The organism is Clostridium polynesiense (assembly GCF_000820705.1).
GTDB lineage: Bacteria > Bacillota > Clostridia > Clostridiales > Clostridiaceae > Clostridium_AA > Clostridium_AA polynesiense.
Genome location: NZ_CCXI01000020.1, coordinates 1 through 19,203 on the forward strand (window position 1 = coordinate 1; position 19,203 = coordinate 19,203).

The following is a 19,203-nucleotide window of genomic DNA, read 5'->3' on the forward strand; positions in this document are numbered from 1 at the left end:
TAAAGGTTATGCTCTATGGGGTTTTCCTCTAAAAGGTCTAAGGACATTAAAAACAATGAAAGGCTTAGATTTACTCCATGGGATGGGGATAAACCCGGAGGAGAAATGCATATAGCTTTAAAGGAAAATAAAATCATTTTAGACAGGAGTTTTGGAAGTACTAAGAAGGAGGATAAGATTTCAGCCTATGAAGCTCTCACAGGAAGCAGTGTAGACTATTTATGCGATTATTCACCGGGAAGCTTGCTCTTGGATTTAACTGAACAGGATTATGAAAAGACCCTTAACATAAAGCAGCTTAATACTATCATAACTAAATCTAAAGAGGATGAATTAATTCAAAAGATTTCTAATCTGCAGGAAACTGGAGAAGAAAATATATCTTATGACAGTGCTTTAAATACCCTTCAAAATGCAAAGAAGCTCATTACAAACAGCAGAAAAAACGGAGAACTTAATATATATGAAAATAAACTTTCTAAGCTTTATGAGGATTATAATCGTTCTTTAAAATTAAGCGAGGAAAACATTGAAAGCCAGATTAAGCTTAATGAGCTAATAGAAAAGAGAAGGGACTTTCAAAAGGAACTAAAAAAGCTTGAGCTTTACAAAAAGCATATGAAAAAGATGAAGCTTTATAAAGAATACAAAGAGCTTACTGAGTATTTAATGAAAAGTGAGAAGCTAAAGGAAGAAAAAAGACAGGCTGAACAAGGACTTAATCTTCAGGAAGGTGTAATAGACGATTTATTCATCGGCAGCTTAAAGGAAGATTACACCCTGTGCATACAATTCAAGGACCTTCTTAATGAAAGACAGGAGGAATTAAAGGCGATTAAAGAGGTTTATGAAGAAAATCGTCTGAAGATTAATAAGGATTATAGAAGATTTGGCGAACTTCCAGAGGATATAGAAAGCAGGATAATGGATTTTAATTCTGAGTTTAGTAGTATCACTTCCAGAATAAAAACCTATGAAGAAGCTCAAAGAGAAATACAAAGCTTACAGGAAGAATTGCAAAGATATAAAAAATCCCTGGGTATACTTATTAATTTAGAGGATGTAAAGGAAGAATGCGATCTGCTGCTTAAAAATTATGAGGAAAAGCTCATAGAACTTAAGGCTAAGGCTGAAACATTAAGTTCTTCTATAAAACCTGAAAAGGCTAAAGCTGTTTCAAGAAAGCTTATGTTTTCAAACATAATTTTAGCTGCAGGAATTATAATCACTGCTGCAGGAGCTTTGGATATGCTGGGCTTTAAAGGAAATATCTTAAAGTATACCGCCCTTATAGCCGGGGCTGCAATGATAAGTTATTCAATTATAATTAAGAATAAGCATCAGTATATTAAAGACAGGGTTAAAAATTCAGAAAATAAGAAAGCTGAAATAGATATATTAGAAAAACAGATTAAGAATTTAGAAGATAGAATAAACAAAATAGCTGAGAGAATTAATGTTAGGGATTATGGTGATTTTATTAAGGGATTAAGATACTATGAAGAAATAAAAAAGAAAATAGATATAATAACCATAAAAATAGAAGACAGATTAACTAACCTTGATAGAGTTAAATATGAAGAACTTATTATGGAGCAGGAGGAAAAGAAACGATATATAGAAGTAATCCTGGAACTTTCTGAAAAGACCTCTATAAATGAATTTTTACTGAGTTATAAAGACTATAAGGATTTAAATATGGAAATTAAGCTTTTAAAGAGAGAAGTTATAAATCATGAAAATTCTATAAATTCACTTTCTGAGGAATTTAAAAGCAGAGAAGATACACTAAGAAAAAGACTCTTGTCCATAGGAATAGAGTATATATCCATAGATAGAGTTCCTTCAGAAATAGAAAGGATTTCTCATAAGCTCCAAAAGCTCAATGAGGTTGAAGGAGAGCTTAAAGCTATAAACAATACTTATAAGGCGCTGCTCAAGGACAGGGATATAGAGAGTTTGAAAAATGAAATCGGAGAGCTGTCTTTAGAGAACTTCAGCTATGAATTTAATAATGAAGAGGAAATTGATGAAGCTATAAAAAATTATAATAAAGAAAATCTTCAGGTTGAAAAAAACATTAAGGATTTAGAAAATTTTCTTGGAAATATATTTTATAAGGTCTCACCGGTATGGATTATTGAGGAAGAGATAGAGAATACAAAAGAGCATATAAAAAGCCTTGAAAAGAGGCTGAAGGTTATTGAAACCGCAATAGAAACCCTTTCAGAGAGCTTTAAGGAAATACAAAAAAGCTTTGCTCCGCTTTTAAATAAAGAAGTCAGCAGCATCTTCAAGGTAATAACCCACAATAAATATAATGAAATAAAGGTATCAGAGGAGTACAGCCTGGTTTTGAGAGATATTGAGGAGAATACTCTTTTTAATGCTGAGTATTTGAGCAGCGGTACCTTTGAACAGATATATCTTTCCTTAAGGATAGCTATGATCAATCTTATTTTTAAAGACAAAAGAGTACCTATAATATTGGATGATGCTTTTGTGCAGTATGATGATGAAAGGCTTAATAATGCTTTAAAAGTAATTGTTGAATTATCCAGACATAAGCAGATAATATTATTTTCCTGCCAGAAGCGGGAAGAAGAGTTCTTGAGGAATATAGAAGGATTAAACATAATACAGCTTTAAAATTAAGGCTTTTAGCTCTGTGAGTTATTTATAATTCATGGGCTAAAGCCTTTTTTTATGAATATAACTTCCTTTTTATGGATATAATGTAGAGAGGCTGATTGGCTAAAAGGAAGTGTGCTATGAGAAGAAATTCTAAATTAATATCAGGACTCTTAATTTTACTGGTTATTCTTTCAGGCTGCAGTAGACCTGCTAGAGTGGAAGGATATAAATTAAATGAATCATCGGTGATTCTTAAGGATTCTATATCGGGAAAAGATATAGAGACTCTTGACGATAATGGTAAAAGCTACGTAGATATTACCATATCCTCCGTAGGTGATGTTTTAATCCACAGCGGAATATATAAGAGTGCTTATGATGAGAAAAGCAAGACATATGATTTTAAAGAGCAGTTTAAATATGTAAAGCCTTTATTGGAAAAAGCGGATATAACTGCAGCAAATTTAGAGACAACCCTATCAGGAGCTGAAGCAGGATATTCAGGATATCCTACCTTTAATAGCCCAGACAGTATAGTTGACGCATTAAAGGATTGCGGAATAGACATATTGGCTGCTTCTAACAATCATAGACTGGATAAAGGGGAAAAGGGTTTTAAAAGAACTATAGATACTGTAAGAAATAAAGGATTAGATATAATAGGAATAAGAAAGTCTGAGGATGAAATAAGTTATGTTATTAGAGAGGTCAAAGGTGTTAAAGTAGGATTTATAAACTTTGGATATGAAAGTAAGCTTAAAGACGGGACCAGAACTTTAAATGGAATACCTATACCATTAAAGCTTCAAAAGCTAATGGACACCATAGATTATGGAAACTTACAAGAAGGGTATAAAAAAGCAGAAAATATCATTAAGGAAGTTAAGGAGCATGGAGCAGAAATTTTAATAGCCTTTACGCACTGGGGACAGGAATACCAAGGAAAACCTGATACAGCACAAAAAAATATGGCATTGAAGCTTTGTGAATTAGATGTAGATTTGATATTTGGTGCTCATCCCCATGTACTTCAGCCTGCTGAGGTCATAACCTCTAAGGACAAAGAAACTCTGGTGTTTTATTCACAGGGAAACTTTATTTCTTCCCAGAGGTTAGAAACTATAAAAAATATATATTCTGAGCAGGGAATGATTGCTAGTGCTTCTATCAGATACTTTAAAGATGGCAAAAAAGAAATAATAGATGCAGACTATGTGCCTACTTGGGTCAATTATAAAAACTCACCTAAACTCATATATGAAGTTATACCTGCAGAAGAGGCGATTAAAAATAAAGCTGCCTTTAAAAATTTAACAACAAAGGATATTGAAAGAATAAATTACTGCAAAGAAACCGTGGATAAGCTTATGGACTCTATGGAAACCAAAACCGTGTTTAAAAAACAGCAATAAATATACTTCAGCATAAACAGCTGGAGTATATTTATTTAAAATGAAAATATCAGGAATCTATTGACAATAATTATAAAAAAATATAGAATCAATGTAGATGCAAATGGTTTGCAAGTGGAAAGGAGAAATATATGTCCAAGAAAATACTGGCAGTTTTATTCGCACCTATTTTTGCTCTAGCTTTATCAGGATGCGATAAATTATCCAATAAAAAAACTGAAGAAAATAAAGATAAAATAAATGTAGTTGTATCTATATATCCCTTGAAGGAATTTACAGAGGCAGTAGGGGGAGATAAAGTGAAGGTGACTTCATTAGTCCCTGAAGGGGTAGAGCCTCATGATTTTGAACCTAAGCCTAAGGATATGGAAATACTTACAAAATCCCATCTCTTTGTGATTAATGGATTGGGGATGGAAGAGTGGCTGGATAAGGTATATGAAACAGTGTCTTCGAATAAAGATATTAATATGATAAATACTAGCAAAGGAGCAGATATTATATCATTAAAGGATAATGACCTCCAGGATGATAAGGATGACCATGGTGAGGATGAACATGAAGAATTAGAATATGACCCTCATATATGGCTTAGTTTAAAGGAGGCAAAGGTTCAGTCTAAAAATATAAAAGATGCCCTAATTGCAATTGATGGAGAAAACAAAGATTATTACGAAAATAATTATAATGTTTTTTCAGGTAAACTTGATGATTTATATAAGGAATATAAAGCGAAATTTGAAGGGGTAGGAAATAAAAACTTTGTAACAGGCCACTGGGCTTTTGGATACCTATGCAGGGATTTTAATCTTACCCAAAAGGGCATAAGCGGCTTAAAGGCAGAAGGAGAGCCCACTCCTCAAAAAATGAAAAGTTTAGTGGAATATGCTAAGGCTAATAATATAAAGGTTATATTCAATGAAAAGTTGGCTTCCCCAAAGGTATCCGAAACTTTAGCAAAGGAAGTAGGGGCAAGAGTAGAAAAAATATACACTGTAGAAAGCCATGAAGATAATAAAGGATACTTAGAAATGATGAAAGAGAATCTTGAGAAAATATACACAAGCTTAAAGTAATATATTCAAATAAAACACTGCTTTTAAAATTAATTGTTAAAAAGCAGTGTTTTTTGATTATTATATATAATTTAATTTTTTAGCGCTTTTATATACAGGAACTGCTGCTAAAGATGCTGCAAAACACTTTATTAAATCTCCCGGTATAAAAGGAAGTGTGGTGACAGTTAATATAGCTTTGAAAGTCATATCCTTAAAGGAAAGATATTTCATATTAAAGTAAAAAAGAAAAATTCCAAAAGCATAGATAACTAAAGTTCCTAAAATAGAAGCTGTAAAGAAGTTTATAAAAGAGGCATTATTCTTTTCTGAAATATATCCCACCATTAAGGCACAAATTATAAATCCTAATACGAATCCGAAGGTAGGACTCAGTATAAATGTCAATCCTCCCTTACCGCCGGAAAATACCGGGAGACCGGCTAGTCCAATAAATATATATAATAACTGTGATAATGCTGCCCGTTTAGACCCAAGCAGCATAGCGGCAAGGAGGCAGAATAAACTCTGAAGGGTTATGGGAACTATGCCTATAGGAATGCTTATATATGCTCCCATAGCAGTTAAAGCTGCAAAAAGAGAAATTAAAATAAGATCTTTTGTTTTCGTAGTTTTCATAGTAATACTCCTTATAGTTAACTAAAAATAAAAAGAGGTTAACAATTAATATTTTATTATATTATATTCTTTAAGTCAAATATTTACTGTGTTATTGGTTGTATACTGATAAATAAAAGGATAAAATATAATAAATAAATATTTTAGTATCATTAAATATATAAAGGTGTATAAAGGTTTAGGAGGCTTATTGTTAATGGGGTTTGTTATTTTAGATTTAGAGTTTAATAATATGAGGGGTATAAGTCAGTATTTTCCTGATATAATAGAAGATAATTTAGATAATATGATGGAAAATGAAATAATTGAAATCGGTGCTGTTAAGTATGACGTATATATGAAAGAACTGGAGGAGTTAAAATGCTATATAAAACCTGGAATTTTTAAAGTTTTAAATCCTAAAGTTAAGGAAATGACAGGTATCACCGAAGAGGATTTAGAAAAGGGTATTTCCTTTTCTGATGCAATGAATAAATTGAAGGAATTCTGCGGAACTTCAAATACTATATGTTCTTGGGCTAAAGATGATATAGCAGAGCTTATAATAAATTCTAATTATCATGGCTATAAGGATATAAACTGGATTAATAAATATCTGGATATTCAGGAATACTGCACAAAGGTACTTGCTCATAAAAAATCCTTAAGCCTTAAAAGTGCCTTAGAGGAGCTTAGAATAAAGGTGGAAGAAGAAAAACTTCATGATGCCTTAAATGATGCTAAATATACTGCAGAGGTTTTTAAAAGGCTTTATAACAGCAGAGTGGTGAAAAACTATGTAGTCAATGACGTTTACAATATGCCTGCAGTAATGATAAGGGACTTTAAAGATGTTATACTTGAAGATAATAAAACAGAATTTAAATGCCCAAGATGTCACATTGAAGCTGAAAAGGAACATCCATTAAAGCTATTCAGCTGGAGATTTCTTGCATTAGGATTATGTCCTAAATGCAAGTCAAGGCTTCTTCAGGAGGTTGTTATTAAAAAAAGCCTGAGTGGACAAAAAATATATTCAAACATAAGCACCATTATCAACGAAAGTGATTATTTAAATTACAGCTATAGATTTAAAAAAATTGGTTAATTATATAGAAGGGAGGCATAGCCGCTATTATGAAAAAGAATACAGCAAAGCTTGCATTGACTGCTGCTGCATTAGCAGCTCTGGTTTCTATAATAAAAAAGGATAAAAATAAAAATAACAATACTTCTAATTAAGGTGCAGATTCTGCACCTTTTAAATTTCGTCATAAAATAACTGTTAACAAAATAAGAAATTAATTCAGGAAAGGCGAAAATATGTTAATATATAATTGATAAAATATTTAACGGATAGGAAAGGATATAGTATGAATATAGCATTTTTTTTAACTCCAAAGCATGAAGTAATTTTCGAAAGTGTAGAGGCAACCATGAGGCAGGTGCTTGAAAGAATGGAACACCACGGCTATAGCGCTATTCCTCTTATAGACAAATCAGGTAAGTACGTTGGAACGCTGACAGAAGGAGATTTATTATGGAAATTAAAAAATACTCCTGGCCTTAATTTTGATAACATTAGTCAAGTCAGTGTAAAAGAAATTCAAAGAAGAGTAAAACATCAAAGTGTATATATTAATGAGAATATAGAGAGCTTAATTTCTTTAGCTGCAAGGCAGAACTTTGTACCTGTAGTGGATGATAACGGAACCTTTATAGGTATAATTAAACGTAGCGATATAATTAACTATTGTTATAAACATATGGATAAGGAATAAGACTTTCAATCCCTCATGCTCAGTGCTGGGGGATTATATATTTAAAGGAGATGCAGTTATGATTACAATAATTTCACCAGCAAAAACCTTGGATTTTACGGAAGATCAAAGGGTTAAAGAAAGCACAGAGCCAATTTTTAAAGAAGAAGCAGCTTTAATCGCAGAGGAGTTAAAGAAGTTTTCCCCTGAGGAGCTTGAGGCACTTATGAAAATATCTCCTAAGCTTGCAGAGTTAAATTATAATAGGTATAAAGCCTGGAATACTGAGGCTGACAGAGAAAGGAAGCCTGCTATTTTGACCTTTAAAGGAGATGTTTATAAAGCCCTTCACGCAGAAGATTTCACAGAAAAAGAACTTAAATTTTCTAATGAACATTTAAGGATTTTATCAGGGATTTATGGGGTTATAAGACCTTTTGACAGGATTCAGCCCTATAGGCTGAAAATGGGGACAGCACTTAAATTTAAATCCTACGGTAATTTATATGATTTTTGGAAGGTTAAGCTCACCGGAGCTATAGGTGAGGAGCTTCGAGATCATAAAAGCAAAGAGCTTATAAATCTTGCGTCAGAGGAATATTCCAAGGCTATTGATTTTAAAAAGCTGTCACAGGATATTAAAGTTATAAACATAGTCTTTAAAGAGCTTAGACAGGGCAGATATAAAACCGTGGGTATACTGTCAAAAAGGGCAAGGGGATATATGAGCAGATATATCATTAAAAACAGTATAGATGAAGCAGAAAAGCTAAAATATTTTAATGAGGAAGGCTATGAATTTAACGAAGAAATGTCTGATGAAAATAGATGGATATTTACTTCTAAATAAAATAAAGCGGAAGGTTCAGCCTTCCGCTTTATTTTAAATATTGGTGCTTTCATAAGCAGCTGCAATATAATCAAATTCTTCAGTATCCGTTATTTCACCGTAGGTGTCTTCACTTAGGCCAGGATAATAATAGAGTATAAATTTTTCTTCCGGATTTATAAGATTTTCAATGATGATATACTGCTTATCCTTACTGCAATCCTCAAGGGTAGCAAGAACAGAATACCTTTCAGAAGAACCAGTTCTATCGTTTGTCAGATTCAAAGTATAATTATTATGATGTGTAACGTTGAGAACTTTATGGTCACATTCTGCAATAAAGGAATTTCTTCTGCAGCCCAGGCAACTGTTAAAACCGCAACTTAAAGTACAGTTTAAGCAGGCACATTTACTGCAGTTATCAAGCTGGTTTAAGTTTTCTGAATTTTGAGCTTTATAATCCTTTATAAGCTCTATAGAGTTATCCTTTTTAAAGAAACTTAAAATCCCTGAAGTTTTTGCTTTTTGCTCTGAAGCTTCTAAAAGGCTTATATATCTATCCAAAACAGGGAGCTTTATATAATATTTTCTTTGATTAAGGGTTTCTCCATCTATAAAAGGTTTTATATTATCTATTGCATAATTGATATCTACAAATACTTTGCCGTAAAAATCCTTTTCTGATTTTATATATTCTTTATCCTTCATTTTAGTACCTAACTATTCTTATATTTTTCCAGCTCAGCATCTAAATCAACGGTGCCAAGTTCCTCAAACTCTTTATCAAAATTATCTAAATCAGTTAAATCCTTAAGACCTTCTGCTTCTGATTCTTTTCTTTGAATTTTCCTTTCAATATCATCGATGTTTATTTTGTTACTGCTGGTTTCTACATTAGCAAGTATTTCATTAACCTTTTTGTTAGCTTCTGCGTTGTTAAATCTTGCAGCTGCCTCATCCCTATAATTTCTGGTCTTTTCAATTTCTTGTTCTAAGGTTCTTAAATTGTTTTTAATGGCCTCTGCTTTAGCTGAAGCTTCCCCATAGCTTGCTTTTAATGATTCATACTTCTTGTCTGCATCCAGCTTTCTCTGAAGAGCTTTTTTTGCCAGCTCCTCATTACCTTTTGCAAGGGCAAGCTTTACCTTTTCATCATATTCTTCAGATTCTTTTTTAGAGTTTTCTATCTTCTTTTCAATTTCGTGAACATTTCCAAGTATTTGTGCTGAGCTTAGCCTTGCATTGTTTAAGGATTCCTCCATATCTCTTATCTTTTGATCAAGTAGTTCTATGGGATTTTCCATTTCATCTAAAGTATCGTTTACCTTTGCTCTGAAAATGTTTGATATTCTTTTAAAAATACTCATATACATACCTCCATTTAATTATCGTCTTTTATTTCTTCTTATAATACTAATGATAATAACTATAACTATCATAAATATTACAACTTTAGCCAGTGTTTTTATAATTCCCCATGAAGAATAAGAATAGGGAGTTCTATAGTATCTTGCACTTCTTCCTAAATTCCAAGGAATAGGTATGAAGGTTCTTCTTGATGGTGCATCTGCTTTATTCTTTTTGTTTTCGGTATAGCTTTGGGATCTCTTTGGTGTATTTGAAAAGCTTCCAGATTTAAAATTACCGGTGCTGCTCTTTGAACTACTCTTACTTTTCGTAGAACTGGAAGACTTAGGGGTAGTACTTTTAAAGCTTCCAGATTTAAAGCCACCGGAAGATGCCTTACTTCTAACGCTGGATCTAGGAGCTGCAAAAGCAACCGTGGTGTTAATATTTTTATTTACTATGCCTAAATCATCTATAAAAAATCCGGTAAACAAAAATATAAAGGTTAAAATCAATGTTAATTTTAAAAAGCGCTTTTTCCTTATTTTACACACCCCCGAATAAACATCCATCAATTAAATATATTATTTAATTGATATATTAATTATATGGTATAGAATACTATATAACAACATAAGAAATAACTTATAATAAGCTAAAAAATAGTGTTTGTTTATAAAACTATAACTTTCCTTGCGTATTCTTTCATTTGCTGATTATTTCTTCGATTATTGAATTATATATTAAATATAGCTGTTAAAATATATTATAGCATAGAGGAAACAACAAATTAACAGTTTATAAAATAACTTGTAACTTAATATAAGCTTGTATAAAATAATATTATAATATAGTAGGGCAGTTGTTATAATAATAAATATAAGCTTTACTTTTAAGGAGTGAATAATATGTCTAGCGAAAACAATTTTGAGCAGTCAATGCAGGAAATGATGAATCAGTATGAGTTTAACAAAATACATACTGGAGACATTATAAAAGGAAAGGTTATAAAGGTAACAGAGTCTGAGGCTTATGTTAATATAAACTATTTCAGCGATGGTATAGTTCCAAAGAATGAGATTACTGTGAATGAAGAAGATAATTTAACTGAAATACTATCTGTAAATGATGAAATAGATGTAATGGTTTTAAAAACAGATGATGGAGAGGGAAATGTTCTTCTTTCAAAGATTAAGGCAGACAGCATTAAAGGACTAGAAGAACTGGAGGATTTTTATAGTAAGGAAAAAACTTTTAAGCTTTTAGTTAAGGAAGGGGTAAAAGGAGGAGCAATTGCTTACTATAAAGGAATAAGAATATTTATTCCTGCTTCCCAATTATCTTTAGCTTATGTAGAGGATGTAAAAGATTTTGTATCTAAGGAACTAGAAGTGAAAATAATTGAATTTGATAAAGAAAAATCCAGAATTGTTGCTTCCAGAAAGATTATAGAAAAGCAGGAAGCGGAAGAATTAAGGGATAAACTATGGAAATCCCTTAAGAAAGGCGAAAGAAGGGAAGGTAAGGTTTCAAGGATAGTTAAATTTGGTGCGTTTGTAGATATAGGAGGCTTAGAGGGCCTTGTGCATATATCCGATTTGTCATGGAGCAGGATTAAAGATCCAAAGGAGGTAGTATCAGAAGGGGATACAGTAACCGTTTATGTTCAGGATATAGATATGGATAAGAAGAGGCTGTCTTTAGCCATTAAGGATGTAAATTCTAATCCATGGAATGAGGTTTCTAAGAATTTTAAAATAAATGATGTGGTTACAGGAAAGGTTACTAAATTTATAGCTGTTGGAGCCTTTGTAGAAATTCAGCCCGGAGTGGAAGGATTAGTACACATCAGTGAAATAAGTGAAGATAACATAGCAAAGCCTTCTGATGTATTAAAAATAGGTGATCAGGTTAAGGTTAAAATTATGGATATTGACAATAAAAATAATAGAATGTCCTTAAGTATAAAAAATGCTTCAGAAAATTCAAAGGAATTTTTAAAGTACAATGATGAGTCAGAGGAAGTAACAATAGGTGAATTATTTAAAGATAAACTTAAAAATTTTAAATTTGATTAATGAAAAAGAGTCCGAGAAATCGGACTTTTTTGCTTTAATTAGATTTAATTATAACTGTAATTAAATTGTAACAATTATTAATCGGATTGTAACACAAAAACCATCCAACTATATTAATATATAATTAGATATTAAAGATTAGTCTTATATTAAAAAGAAAAGGGTGATGTTTGTGGAAAGAATTTCTAAGAAAAATACATCCTATACAAAAAGCACATTGAGTTTAATATCGGGTTTATTAATAGGAACTATAATTCCTTTTTTAGCATTTTCTATAACAGATTATTATGGATTAGGTTTTATATTACTGATTGTAGCTATGGTTTTCACATACTATTTGATTAAAAAGAATAAAATATTAAATTCGTTACAGGATGTAGTTTATTTGTTTATTTTTGGATTTTACTTTGGCTTTGTTATGCTTATACCATACTTTGCTATTATTAAAATGTAAATTAAATTTGAAGCTCTGTTGATATGTTTTATAAATGTATAAAGCATACCAGTGGAGCTTTTTATCTGCGTAATTATATAAATAAGGAGTATTGTTGATAGCTTCAGCAGTAGGTGTTATAATTATAAAAAATATAATAAATGGTGGTAGAAGCTATGCTTAATAATACTCCTTCTTATTTAAAGGAAAAGGTTTTTAATATTAAATATAATATTTTAATAGGTGTTATCATATTATTCATTTCGCTGGTATCTCCTTACCTGCTTTTAATCTTTATATTATTTATAATTTACACCGGATATAAATATATAAAAATAAAGGGATATTATGGAGAACAGTATAACAGGGCTTTAAGCCTATATAACGAATCTGCTTATGAACTTGCTGTGGAAGTTATAGATAATTTAAGTATAAGATATAAGTTAGAAGATAACCTTCACATAATAAAAGCTTTAAGCTTATTTCAAACAGGTAATCCGGAGGGGTTTTTAAAGGAGCTTTCTTTAATTAAAACTAAAGAACTGAATAATGATTTAGATATATTGTTTAAAAAAGCAGAGGCTTATACTTTACTAAAGGATAAGGATAAAGCTTTAGATATTTATAATTATCTGCTTAAGGCATTTCCAAACAGCGGTGATATAAAGGAAAGAATCATAAGTTTAAACTAGAAATAATAAATAGTTAAGGGTGAGGCAGGAGTATGTTAACCAATATCTGTCTCACCCTTTTATTATAGCTTTTCTAATTTAAACATATTTGTTCCGCCTACCATAGCAGTAGGCATACCTGCTGCTATAATGATGCTGTCACCTTTTTCAGCTATACCTGATTCAAGAGCTTTATGCTTTGCCTGTTCAAGTATTTCTTCTGTGGTTTTAAAATTGCTGCTTAATACAGGAATTACTCCAAAATGAAGGTTTAAGGATCTTAAAACCTTTTCGCTAGGAGTTATTGCTATAATTGGACAGCTTGGTCTATATTTAGATATTAGCCTCCCTGTAGCACCGCTTTTTGTAGCTGCAATAATTGCTTTTACCGTCAACCTATTAGAGGTTTGAACTGTTGAATAGCTTATGGCGTCTGCAAAACTTGTTAGGGTGATATCCTTTAATCTGGATAGCATAATATCGTAATCCAGATATTTCTCTGTTTCTGTGGATATTTTTGCCATGGTTTCTGCAGCTTCCACGGGATAACTGCCGCTGGCACTTTCACCGCTGAGCATTACCGCATCAGTGCCGTCAAAGACAGCGTTACATATATCTGTTGCTTCTGCTCTTGTAGGTCTTGAATTCTTAATCATTGAATCCAGCATCTGAGTGGCTGTTATAACTATTTTACCTACTTTATTACACTTTTTTATAATTTCCTTTTGAATAAGAGGAACTCTTTCAATGGGAATTTCCACTCCCATATCTCCTCTTGCTACCATTATTCCGTCAGATACAGAAAGGATGTCATCTATGTTGTCAACACCTTCCTGGGTTTCTATCTTAGCTATAATCTTTATTTCATTGCCGCCGTTTTTATCCAGAATACTTCTTACTTCCAGCATATCCGTAGCTTTTCGTATAAAGGAAGCAGCAACGAAATCTACCTGAGTTTCACAGGCGAATTTTAAATCATCTTTATCCTTATCTGTCAAAGCAGGAAGGCTTATGCTTACATTTGGAACATTGACTCCTTTGTGATTTTTTATAATACCACTGTTAATAACTCTGCATATTATTTTTTTATCCTCAACCCTTATAACTTCGAATTCGATCAACCCGTCATCCACCAATATGGTGTTTCCCGGCTTAACGTCCTTATAAAGCTCTTTATAGGATATGGAACATTCCTTTTCATTACCAAGAACCTCTTTGTCGCATCTAAAGGTAAATTCAGAATCTCCCATCAAATAGACTTCATTATTAATAAAATTATGGGTACGGATTTTAGGACCTTTAATGTCCAACAATATGGCTGTAGGGGTATTAAGCTCATTTCGGAGTTTTTTGATGGTGTTGATTATTTTTAAGTGGCTTTCCTGAGTGCCGTGAGAAAAATTCAGCCTTGCTGCGCTCATACCTATGTTTATAAATTTTCTGAGCATTTCTTCACTGCTGCTGGCAGGGCCTATGGTAAAAATCATTTTAGTCTTTTGCATGTTAATCACCTCTATATATTATTCTCTATACTTTGAAATATTTATACCTTATGCTAATTTTTAGTTTACACAAAAAAACAAAGTAAATAAAGGAATATAGTGCTGTAAAACCATAGTTTTCATAAGGTTAAAAGACTGTTAATAATTTAAAGGGAAAATTATTAAACTTTTAAAAACCAGGGTTTTAGTATATACTTATATTATGTTGTTTAAATTACCATAATAAGTAAGAGGTGAATGCTATGACGGTGTTAAATAATTTAGAACCCAAAAAGGTTTTTCATTTTTTTGAAGAAATATCAAATATTCCAAGAGGATCAGGTAATGAAAAAGAAATAAGCGATTACTTAGTGAAATTCGCAAAGGAAAGAAGCTTAGAGGTTATCCAGGATGAAGCTTTGAATGTAATCATTAAGAAGCCTGCCTCTAAGGGGTACGAAAATGCTCCTGTGGTTGTTATTCAGGGACATATGGACATGGTATGCGAAAAAAACAGAGATACAGTACATGATTTTGAAAAGGATCCCATTAAGCTGAAGGTAGAAGGAGATTACGTCTTTGCACAGGGAACTACCCTTGGAGCTGATAATGGAATTGCTGTTGCATATGCTTTAGCGGTATTAGACTCCCCGGAGATGCTTCATCCTGCTCTGGAGGTTTTAATAACCACGGAGGAAGAAACAGGCATGTCCGGTGCTTTAGCTGTTCAACCTGAGAATATAAAGGGAAGAATATTATTGAACATAGATTCTGAAGAAGAAGGAAAGCTTCTTGTAAGCTGTGCAGGAGGAATAAGAAATAAAGTAGTGCTTCCTATTGAATGGGACAATGCAGATGAAAAATACCAAGACTTTGAAATAAAGGTTAGAGGCTTAAAAGGTGGACATTCAGGAATGGACGCTATTAAGCAGCGGGCTAATTCAAATAAAATAATGGGAAGAATACTTGCAGATATTAATTCAGAGCTGGATATAAGACTTGCTGCTATAAACGGAGGCTCAAAAACTAATGCTATACCAAGGGAAATGGATGCAGCATTATCGGTGAAAGAAGAAGATGTTTCAAAGCTTCAAGAAAAAATAGAAAAATGGAATAAAACTTTATCTAACGAGTATAAAACCGCAGATCCAGGATTAAAAATCACATTAGAAAATGCTGAAGCTCCTTTAGAAAAAGTATTTTCCAAAGACACTACTGAAAAGGCGGTAAAGCTTTTATATCTTATCCCCAATGGAATAATGAGTATGAGCATGGAGATTGAGGGACTGGTTCAAAGTTCCACTAACCTAGGGGTAGTAATCACTAATGAAAATGAAATAGAATATCACAGCGCTATAAGAAGCTCTGTGGGAAGCTTAAAAGAGGATATAACCCTGCAAACAGCCTTCATAGCTGAAGCTTTTGGTGCAGAGATTATCTCTCAGGCAGGTTATCCTGAGTGGCAGTATAATGCAGAATCTAAAATAAGAAAAATTAGTGAGAGGGTTTACAAAAACTTAACTGGCTCTGATGCAGAAATTGTAGCGATTCATGCAGGTCTGGAGTGTGGATTATTTAAAGAAAAATTCAGTGATATGGATATGATTTCTTTTGGACCTAATTTATATGATGTTCACACACCAAATGAGCATATGAGCATATCCTCAGTTAAAAACTTATGGGAGTTCTTAGTAGAGCTTTTAAAAGAAATAAAATAGATTTATGATGTAAATTATATAAGCCTGACTAAGTCAGGCTTATATAATTTTATTTTCTAATGTATTAAAATGTTTAACAAAGCTTGAATATGTAATATAATAGTAATAATATAGAATATATAGCCTGGCGGTGATGATTTGAAGATAAATATTGGGCTAAGGATTTATAAAACTGCTTTTGCTATTTTTTTATGCGTTCTAATATCTAATCTTCTTGGTATTTCGGCCTTTTATCCCTGTATTGCTGCGGTTATATCTATGGAAAGTACAGTGATAAACTCATTTAAGGCTGGAATCAACAGAATGCAGGGAACAGTATTAGGAGCAGTGATAGGACTAATATTCAGCAGCATAAAAAGAAACAGTCCTGTTTTATGCGCCTTGGGAACCATATTGATCATAGTGTTCTGCAATAGATTTAAATGGAAAAAATCAGTGGTAATATCCTGTACCGTTTTTTTTGCAATAATGATAAATGTATCCGCTAAAACTCCTATGGAATACAGCTTAGACCGTAGTATAGATACCTTTATAGGAATTATAATAGCGGTTTTGGTTAATTATTTGATATTTCCGCCTAAAATACATCAGCGGATAGAGGAAGAAAGCAGAGATATTGAAAAAAATATTTCAGAGAAGCTGGACAATCTTGCGAAAAATTATATCTTAAAAGAGGTTGAGGATTTAAGATTATTATTGGATAAGTACAGCACCTTAGTTAAATCCTTAGAACAGGAGGATATAATATATAAGGAGGAGGATTATGAGCTGGAAAAGTATACATATTTACTTAAAAGATATGAAGTGATTTATGTATACTTAGAAACATTAACTTTGGTTAATATTTCTAAATGCAGTATAAACAAAGAAAATTTAGAGTCTTTACATAATATTACTGGGGAAGAATATATTTATAGTGAAAATAGTATTATGAATAATGAAGAAAACATTATATATAATTACAATATAAGAAAGATAATTCAGGCTTTTAATTCCATTTTGAATTATTCATAGTGCGTCACAGTGGGGAAGGTTAAAATGAAAAAAATAGATAAGGTTAAATTTACAGTTCTTATAATGATATTGTCCTTTACTGTACTGATGTTTTTTACACATAGGGAAGAGCTGAGGGGGATTTCGGTGCACAGCCTTGTAGAACTAATTGGACAGAAAGGCATTATATCTGTAGTTTTATTTTTGGCAGTATTTGCTCTTAAGCCATTTTTATTGATTATTCCTTCTGCAATGATCTCTATAGTAGGAGGTATCTTATTTGGACCGATAAAAGGATTAGCTTTAAGCGTAATAGGTTTTTTTCTGTCAGGAACTCTTGCTTACTGGCTCTCTAGGCTTTTAGGCAGATCTTTTGTTGAAAAGATTTTAGGAAAAAAGACACTTGAACTGGATACTAATTTAGAAAAGAAAGGTTTCAAAATTCTGCTTCTGTTAAGGCTGCCTCCGGTACTGCCTTATGACCCATTAAGTTATACCTGCGGTTTAACTAAGATTAAATATTGGGATTTTATACTTGCATCAGTGATTGGAATACTTCCTGAAACTACCTGTTATTCTTTTTTAGGTAAAAATATATTCGATCCATTTTCACCACAGTTTATAATACCTCTAATCTTTATTGCGGCGGCGGCATTGTCATCAAGTGTTCTTTTTACAAGGTCTCGCAAAATAACAAGAGAAGAAAACAGTTAGTTAAAAGTTTGAGTATACTACTCAAACTTTTATTTTTTAAAAAAGGATTTTATTACTATTTGTAGAATTATTCTCATGAGGTGATAATAATGTTAAATTTAAATGTTATCCATGATGATATTGTAATATCCAGTATAAATAAAGAGGACATATGTTGTGTTCAGAAATGGATAGAAAAACAGAATCATTGCCTTGATGAGAGAATTTATGCTAATTCTTTGGATATGGATGAATTTATGAAAAGGTTCATAGAATATTATGTATGCGAAGATGAAATATTTTTTAAAATCGAAAAGGATAGTAAAATTATAGGTCTTGTAAAAGGCAGGCTGGAGCATAAGGAGACTCAGGAACTTTTTATCTGGTTTTTTATGGTTGACACAGAGCTTAGAAACAAAGGAATAGGAAGAAAAATTTTAAATGTAATAATGGATTATTTTAATAACAATATGGATACTAAAGTCTTTTCTGCAGGAGTATGTTCTTCCGACACTAAGGCTATAAACTTTTGGGAGGAAAACTGTTTCTCATTAGTAAGGATAACAAAGAACTTTTTTAAAGCCGATGAAGATGAAGGGGATTTAATGGTATATAAAAAGATTTGCAGTTAAAATTTAATTAATACATTGTTTACAAACCCCGTTTATATTTTGCCCTTTGAGAAAATATAATATAGTGTAGGGCTGAATCTCTAATAAGAGTACGGAGGAACCAATTTAAAGGGGTTAATCTAGGTGACATTTATTGCAAGGTGCATTTAAAAAAAACATCTAGTAGGGAAACCTTCAACCGAACCCGTCAGCTAACTCCGGAAGCCGGAAGGGAGGGGTTACAAATGAAGCTTACTTATACCAAAATATTTTCTGGTTTAGTTTTTTCCTCAACTATAGTTATTGCTTTAGCATCTCAGAGAGAATGTGCAAAAGCGGATACTATAACACAGGTACGAGAGGGTGTAGTGATCCGATCCACTAATATGGTGGGCAAAAAAACTATAAAAGTACCGCCAAAGGGGAATAATAATGGAGTTTCCAAGGGGAGTTCCGCTATATCGAGCTATTCCAGAGGGGATAGCAGCATTGCTGCCAGTGTAACAGCTTATGCTTTAAAGTTTATTGGAAGCCCATACGTTTATGGGGCTGAAGGACCCAGAGCTTTTGATTGCTCTGGATTTACACGATATGTGTATAAAAATTTCGGAGTAAATTTGGACCATTATACAGGTTCTCAGTTTCGTTCAGGGGTATCCGTCGCTAAAAACCATCTTCAGCCTGGAGATTTGGTTTTTTTTAATACCCAGTCGCCAATTGGCCATGTAGGTATCTATTTAGGAGGAGGGGATTTTATCCATGCTCCCTCCAGTGGGAAAACTGTGACGGTAACTTCTTTAAACAGCAGTTATTACGTAAAAAGGTATGCAGGTGCTAGACGACTATTACGATAAGTAAGGAAAAACTCGA

General features: G+C 32.3%; 19 protein-coding genes and 1 riboswitch. Of the genes, 14 read left to right on the forward strand and 5 right to left on the reverse strand.

The annotated features are described in order from the left end of the window. The first annotated feature begins 15 nt into the window (after positions 1-15). From TA89_RS02895 to TA89_RS02905, 3 genes are all read left to right on the forward strand, one after another. Positions 16-2,649: an AAA family ATPase gene (locus TA89_RS02895; protein ID WP_040210682.1), complete on the forward strand. Its 2,634-nt coding sequence runs from the start codon at positions 16-18 to the stop codon at positions 2,647-2,649. A 122-nt stretch (positions 2,650-2,771) separates the two neighbouring features. Next, complete coding sequence (locus tag TA89_RS02900; RefSeq protein ID WP_052447286.1) at positions 2,772-4,046, forward strand: CapA family protein; 1,275 nt, start codon at positions 2,772-2,774, stop codon at positions 4,044-4,046. 131 nt (positions 4,047-4,177) lie between these two features. Next, positions 4,178-5,122 carry a metal ABC transporter substrate-binding protein gene (locus TA89_RS02905; RefSeq protein ID WP_040210683.1) on the forward strand — a complete coding sequence of 315 codons (945 nt, stop codon included), beginning with the start codon at positions 4,178-4,180 and terminating at the stop codon, positions 5,120-5,122. Positions 5,123-5,182: 60 nt separating this feature from the next. Here TA89_RS02905 and TA89_RS02910 read toward each other — a convergent pair whose 3' ends face one another. Further along, positions 5,183-5,740: a biotin transporter BioY gene (locus TA89_RS02910; RefSeq protein WP_040210684.1), complete on the reverse strand. Its 558-nt coding sequence runs from the start codon at positions 5,738-5,740 to the stop codon at positions 5,183-5,185. Between the two features lie 196 nt (positions 5,741-5,936). On the opposite strand from TA89_RS02910, the gene TA89_RS02915 reads away from it, so the two are divergent. The 3 genes from TA89_RS02915 to yaaA all read left to right on the forward strand — a co-directional run bounded on the left by TA89_RS02915 (position 5,937) and on the right by yaaA (position 8,329). Next, complete coding sequence (locus TA89_RS02915) at positions 5,937-6,827, forward strand: 3'-5' exonuclease (RefSeq protein WP_040210685.1); 891 nt, start codon at positions 5,937-5,939, stop codon at positions 6,825-6,827. Between the two features lie 265 nt (positions 6,828-7,092). Further along, positions 7,093-7,500: a CBS domain-containing protein gene (locus tag TA89_RS02920; protein ID WP_040210686.1), complete on the forward strand. Its 408-nt coding sequence runs from the start codon at positions 7,093-7,095 to the stop codon at positions 7,498-7,500. Between the two features lie 58 nt (positions 7,501-7,558). Further along, positions 7,559-8,329 (forward strand): peroxide stress protein YaaA, encoded by a 771-nt coding sequence (gene yaaA, locus TA89_RS02925; protein WP_040210688.1) that lies wholly within the window; start codon positions 7,559-7,561, stop codon positions 8,327-8,329. Positions 8,330-8,362: 33 nt separating this feature from the next. On the opposite strand, the gene TA89_RS02930 is transcribed toward yaaA, so the two are convergent. The 3 genes from TA89_RS02930 to TA89_RS02940 are packed head-to-tail and all read right to left on the reverse strand — an operon-like array spanning position 8,363 to position 10,170. Then, positions 8,363-9,016 carry a hypothetical protein gene (locus TA89_RS02930; RefSeq protein WP_040210689.1) on the reverse strand — a complete coding sequence of 218 codons (654 nt, stop codon included), beginning with the start codon at positions 9,014-9,016 and terminating at the stop codon, positions 8,363-8,365. A gap of 8 nt (positions 9,017-9,024) precedes the next feature. Next, positions 9,025-9,675 carry a PspA/IM30 family protein gene (locus TA89_RS02935; protein WP_040210690.1) on the reverse strand — a complete coding sequence of 217 codons (651 nt, stop codon included), beginning with the start codon at positions 9,673-9,675 and terminating at the stop codon, positions 9,025-9,027. An 18-nt stretch (positions 9,676-9,693) separates the two neighbouring features. After that, positions 9,694-10,170, reverse strand: coding sequence for a hypothetical protein (locus tag TA89_RS02940; protein WP_187119256.1), 477 nt, complete (start codon positions 10,168-10,170; stop codon positions 9,694-9,696). 393 nt (positions 10,171-10,563) lie between these two features. Here TA89_RS02940 and rpsA point away from each other — a divergent pair, with 393 nt between their 5' ends. The 3 genes from rpsA to TA89_RS02955 all read left to right on the forward strand — a co-directional run bounded on the left by rpsA (position 10,564) and on the right by TA89_RS02955 (position 12,858). Continuing rightward, positions 10,564-11,733 carry a 30S ribosomal protein S1 gene (rpsA, locus tag TA89_RS02945; RefSeq protein ID WP_040210692.1) on the forward strand — a complete coding sequence of 390 codons (1,170 nt, stop codon included), beginning with the start codon at positions 10,564-10,566 and terminating at the stop codon, positions 11,731-11,733. 172 nt (positions 11,734-11,905) lie between these two features. Further along, positions 11,906-12,187 (forward strand): hypothetical protein, encoded by a 282-nt coding sequence (locus TA89_RS02950; protein WP_040210694.1) that lies wholly within the window; start codon positions 11,906-11,908, stop codon positions 12,185-12,187. Positions 12,188-12,327: 140 nt separating this feature from the next. Next, positions 12,328-12,858 (forward strand): tetratricopeptide repeat protein, encoded by a 531-nt coding sequence (locus tag TA89_RS02955; RefSeq protein ID WP_147590051.1) that lies wholly within the window; start codon positions 12,328-12,330, stop codon positions 12,856-12,858. Between the two features lie 62 nt (positions 12,859-12,920). Here TA89_RS02955 and pyk read toward each other — a convergent pair whose 3' ends face one another. Further along, a complete protein-coding gene (gene pyk, locus TA89_RS02960) occupies positions 12,921-14,339 on the reverse strand; it encodes a pyruvate kinase (protein WP_040210697.1) in 1,419 nt (472 codons plus the stop codon). A gap of 242 nt (positions 14,340-14,581) precedes the next feature. Between pyk and TA89_RS02965 the strand changes: the two genes are divergently transcribed. The 5 genes from TA89_RS02965 (at position 14,582) to TA89_RS02985 (ending at position 19,187) form a co-directional block, all read left to right on the forward strand. Then, positions 14,582-16,036, forward strand: a complete 1,455-nt coding sequence (locus TA89_RS02965) for an aminoacyl-histidine dipeptidase (protein WP_040210699.1) — start codon at positions 14,582-14,584, stop codon at positions 16,034-16,036. Between the two features lie 138 nt (positions 16,037-16,174). Further along, a complete protein-coding gene (locus TA89_RS02970; protein WP_052447287.1) occupies positions 16,175-17,050 on the forward strand; it encodes an FUSC family protein in 876 nt (291 codons plus the stop codon). A gap of 24 nt (positions 17,051-17,074) precedes the next feature. Further along, positions 17,075-17,743 carry a TVP38/TMEM64 family protein gene (locus TA89_RS02975; RefSeq protein ID WP_040210701.1) on the forward strand — a complete coding sequence of 223 codons (669 nt, stop codon included), beginning with the start codon at positions 17,075-17,077 and terminating at the stop codon, positions 17,741-17,743. A gap of 89 nt (positions 17,744-17,832) precedes the next feature. Then, positions 17,833-18,354, forward strand: coding sequence for a GNAT family N-acetyltransferase (locus tag TA89_RS02980; RefSeq protein WP_052447288.1), 522 nt, complete (start codon positions 17,833-17,835; stop codon positions 18,352-18,354). A gap of 60 nt (positions 18,355-18,414) precedes the next feature. Continuing rightward, a riboswitch (cyclic di-AMP (ydaO/yuaA leader) is annotated at positions 18,415-18,574 on the forward strand. Positions 18,575-18,578: 4 nt separating this feature from the next. Beyond that, a complete protein-coding gene (locus TA89_RS02985) occupies positions 18,579-19,187 on the forward strand; it encodes a C40 family peptidase (RefSeq protein WP_040210702.1) in 609 nt (202 codons plus the stop codon). The last annotated feature ends 16 nt before the right edge of the window (positions 19,188-19,203 follow it).

What these genes read in the sequence shown, in the direction of transcription:
- TA89_RS02895 (WP_040210682.1), top strand. Translation starts at nt 16, where the DNA reads ATGGGGTTTTCCTCTAAAAGGTCTAAGGACATTAAAAACAATGAAAGG.
- TA89_RS02900 (WP_052447286.1), top strand. Translation starts at nt 2,772, where the DNA reads ATGAGAAGAAATTCTAAATTAATATCAGGACTCTTAATTTTACTGGTT.
- TA89_RS02905 (WP_040210683.1), top strand. Translation starts at nt 4,178, where the DNA reads ATGTCCAAGAAAATACTGGCAGTTTTATTCGCACCTATTTTTGCTCTA.
- TA89_RS02910 (WP_040210684.1), bottom strand. Translation starts at nt 5,740, where the DNA reads ATGAAAACTACGAAAACAAAAGATCTTATTTTAATTTCTCTTTTTGCA.
- TA89_RS02915 (WP_040210685.1), top strand. Translation starts at nt 5,937, where the DNA reads ATGGGGTTTGTTATTTTAGATTTAGAGTTTAATAATATGAGGGGTATA.
- TA89_RS02920 (WP_040210686.1), top strand. Translation starts at nt 7,093, where the DNA reads ATGAATATAGCATTTTTTTTAACTCCAAAGCATGAAGTAATTTTCGAA.
- yaaA (WP_040210688.1), top strand. Translation starts at nt 7,559, where the DNA reads ATGATTACAATAATTTCACCAGCAAAAACCTTGGATTTTACGGAAGAT.
- TA89_RS02930 (WP_040210689.1), bottom strand. Translation starts at nt 9,016, where the DNA reads ATGAAGGATAAAGAATATATAAAATCAGAAAAGGATTTTTACGGCAAA.
- TA89_RS02935 (WP_040210690.1), bottom strand. Translation starts at nt 9,675, where the DNA reads ATGAGTATTTTTAAAAGAATATCAAACATTTTCAGAGCAAAGGTAAAC.
- rpsA (WP_040210692.1), top strand. Translation starts at nt 10,564, where the DNA reads ATGTCTAGCGAAAACAATTTTGAGCAGTCAATGCAGGAAATGATGAAT.
- TA89_RS02955 (WP_147590051.1), top strand. Translation starts at nt 12,328, where the DNA reads ATGGTGGTAGAAGCTATGCTTAATAATACTCCTTCTTATTTAAAGGAA.
- pyk (WP_040210697.1), bottom strand. Translation starts at nt 14,339, where the DNA reads ATGCAAAAGACTAAAATGATTTTTACCATAGGCCCTGCCAGCAGCAGT.
- TA89_RS02965 (WP_040210699.1), top strand. Translation starts at nt 14,582, where the DNA reads ATGACGGTGTTAAATAATTTAGAACCCAAAAAGGTTTTTCATTTTTTT.
- TA89_RS02975 (WP_040210701.1), top strand. Translation starts at nt 17,075, where the DNA reads ATGAAAAAAATAGATAAGGTTAAATTTACAGTTCTTATAATGATATTG.
- TA89_RS02980 (WP_052447288.1), top strand. Translation starts at nt 17,833, where the DNA reads ATGTTAAATTTAAATGTTATCCATGATGATATTGTAATATCCAGTATA.
- TA89_RS02985 (WP_040210702.1), top strand. Translation starts at nt 18,579, where the DNA reads ATGAAGCTTACTTATACCAAAATATTTTCTGGTTTAGTTTTTTCCTCA.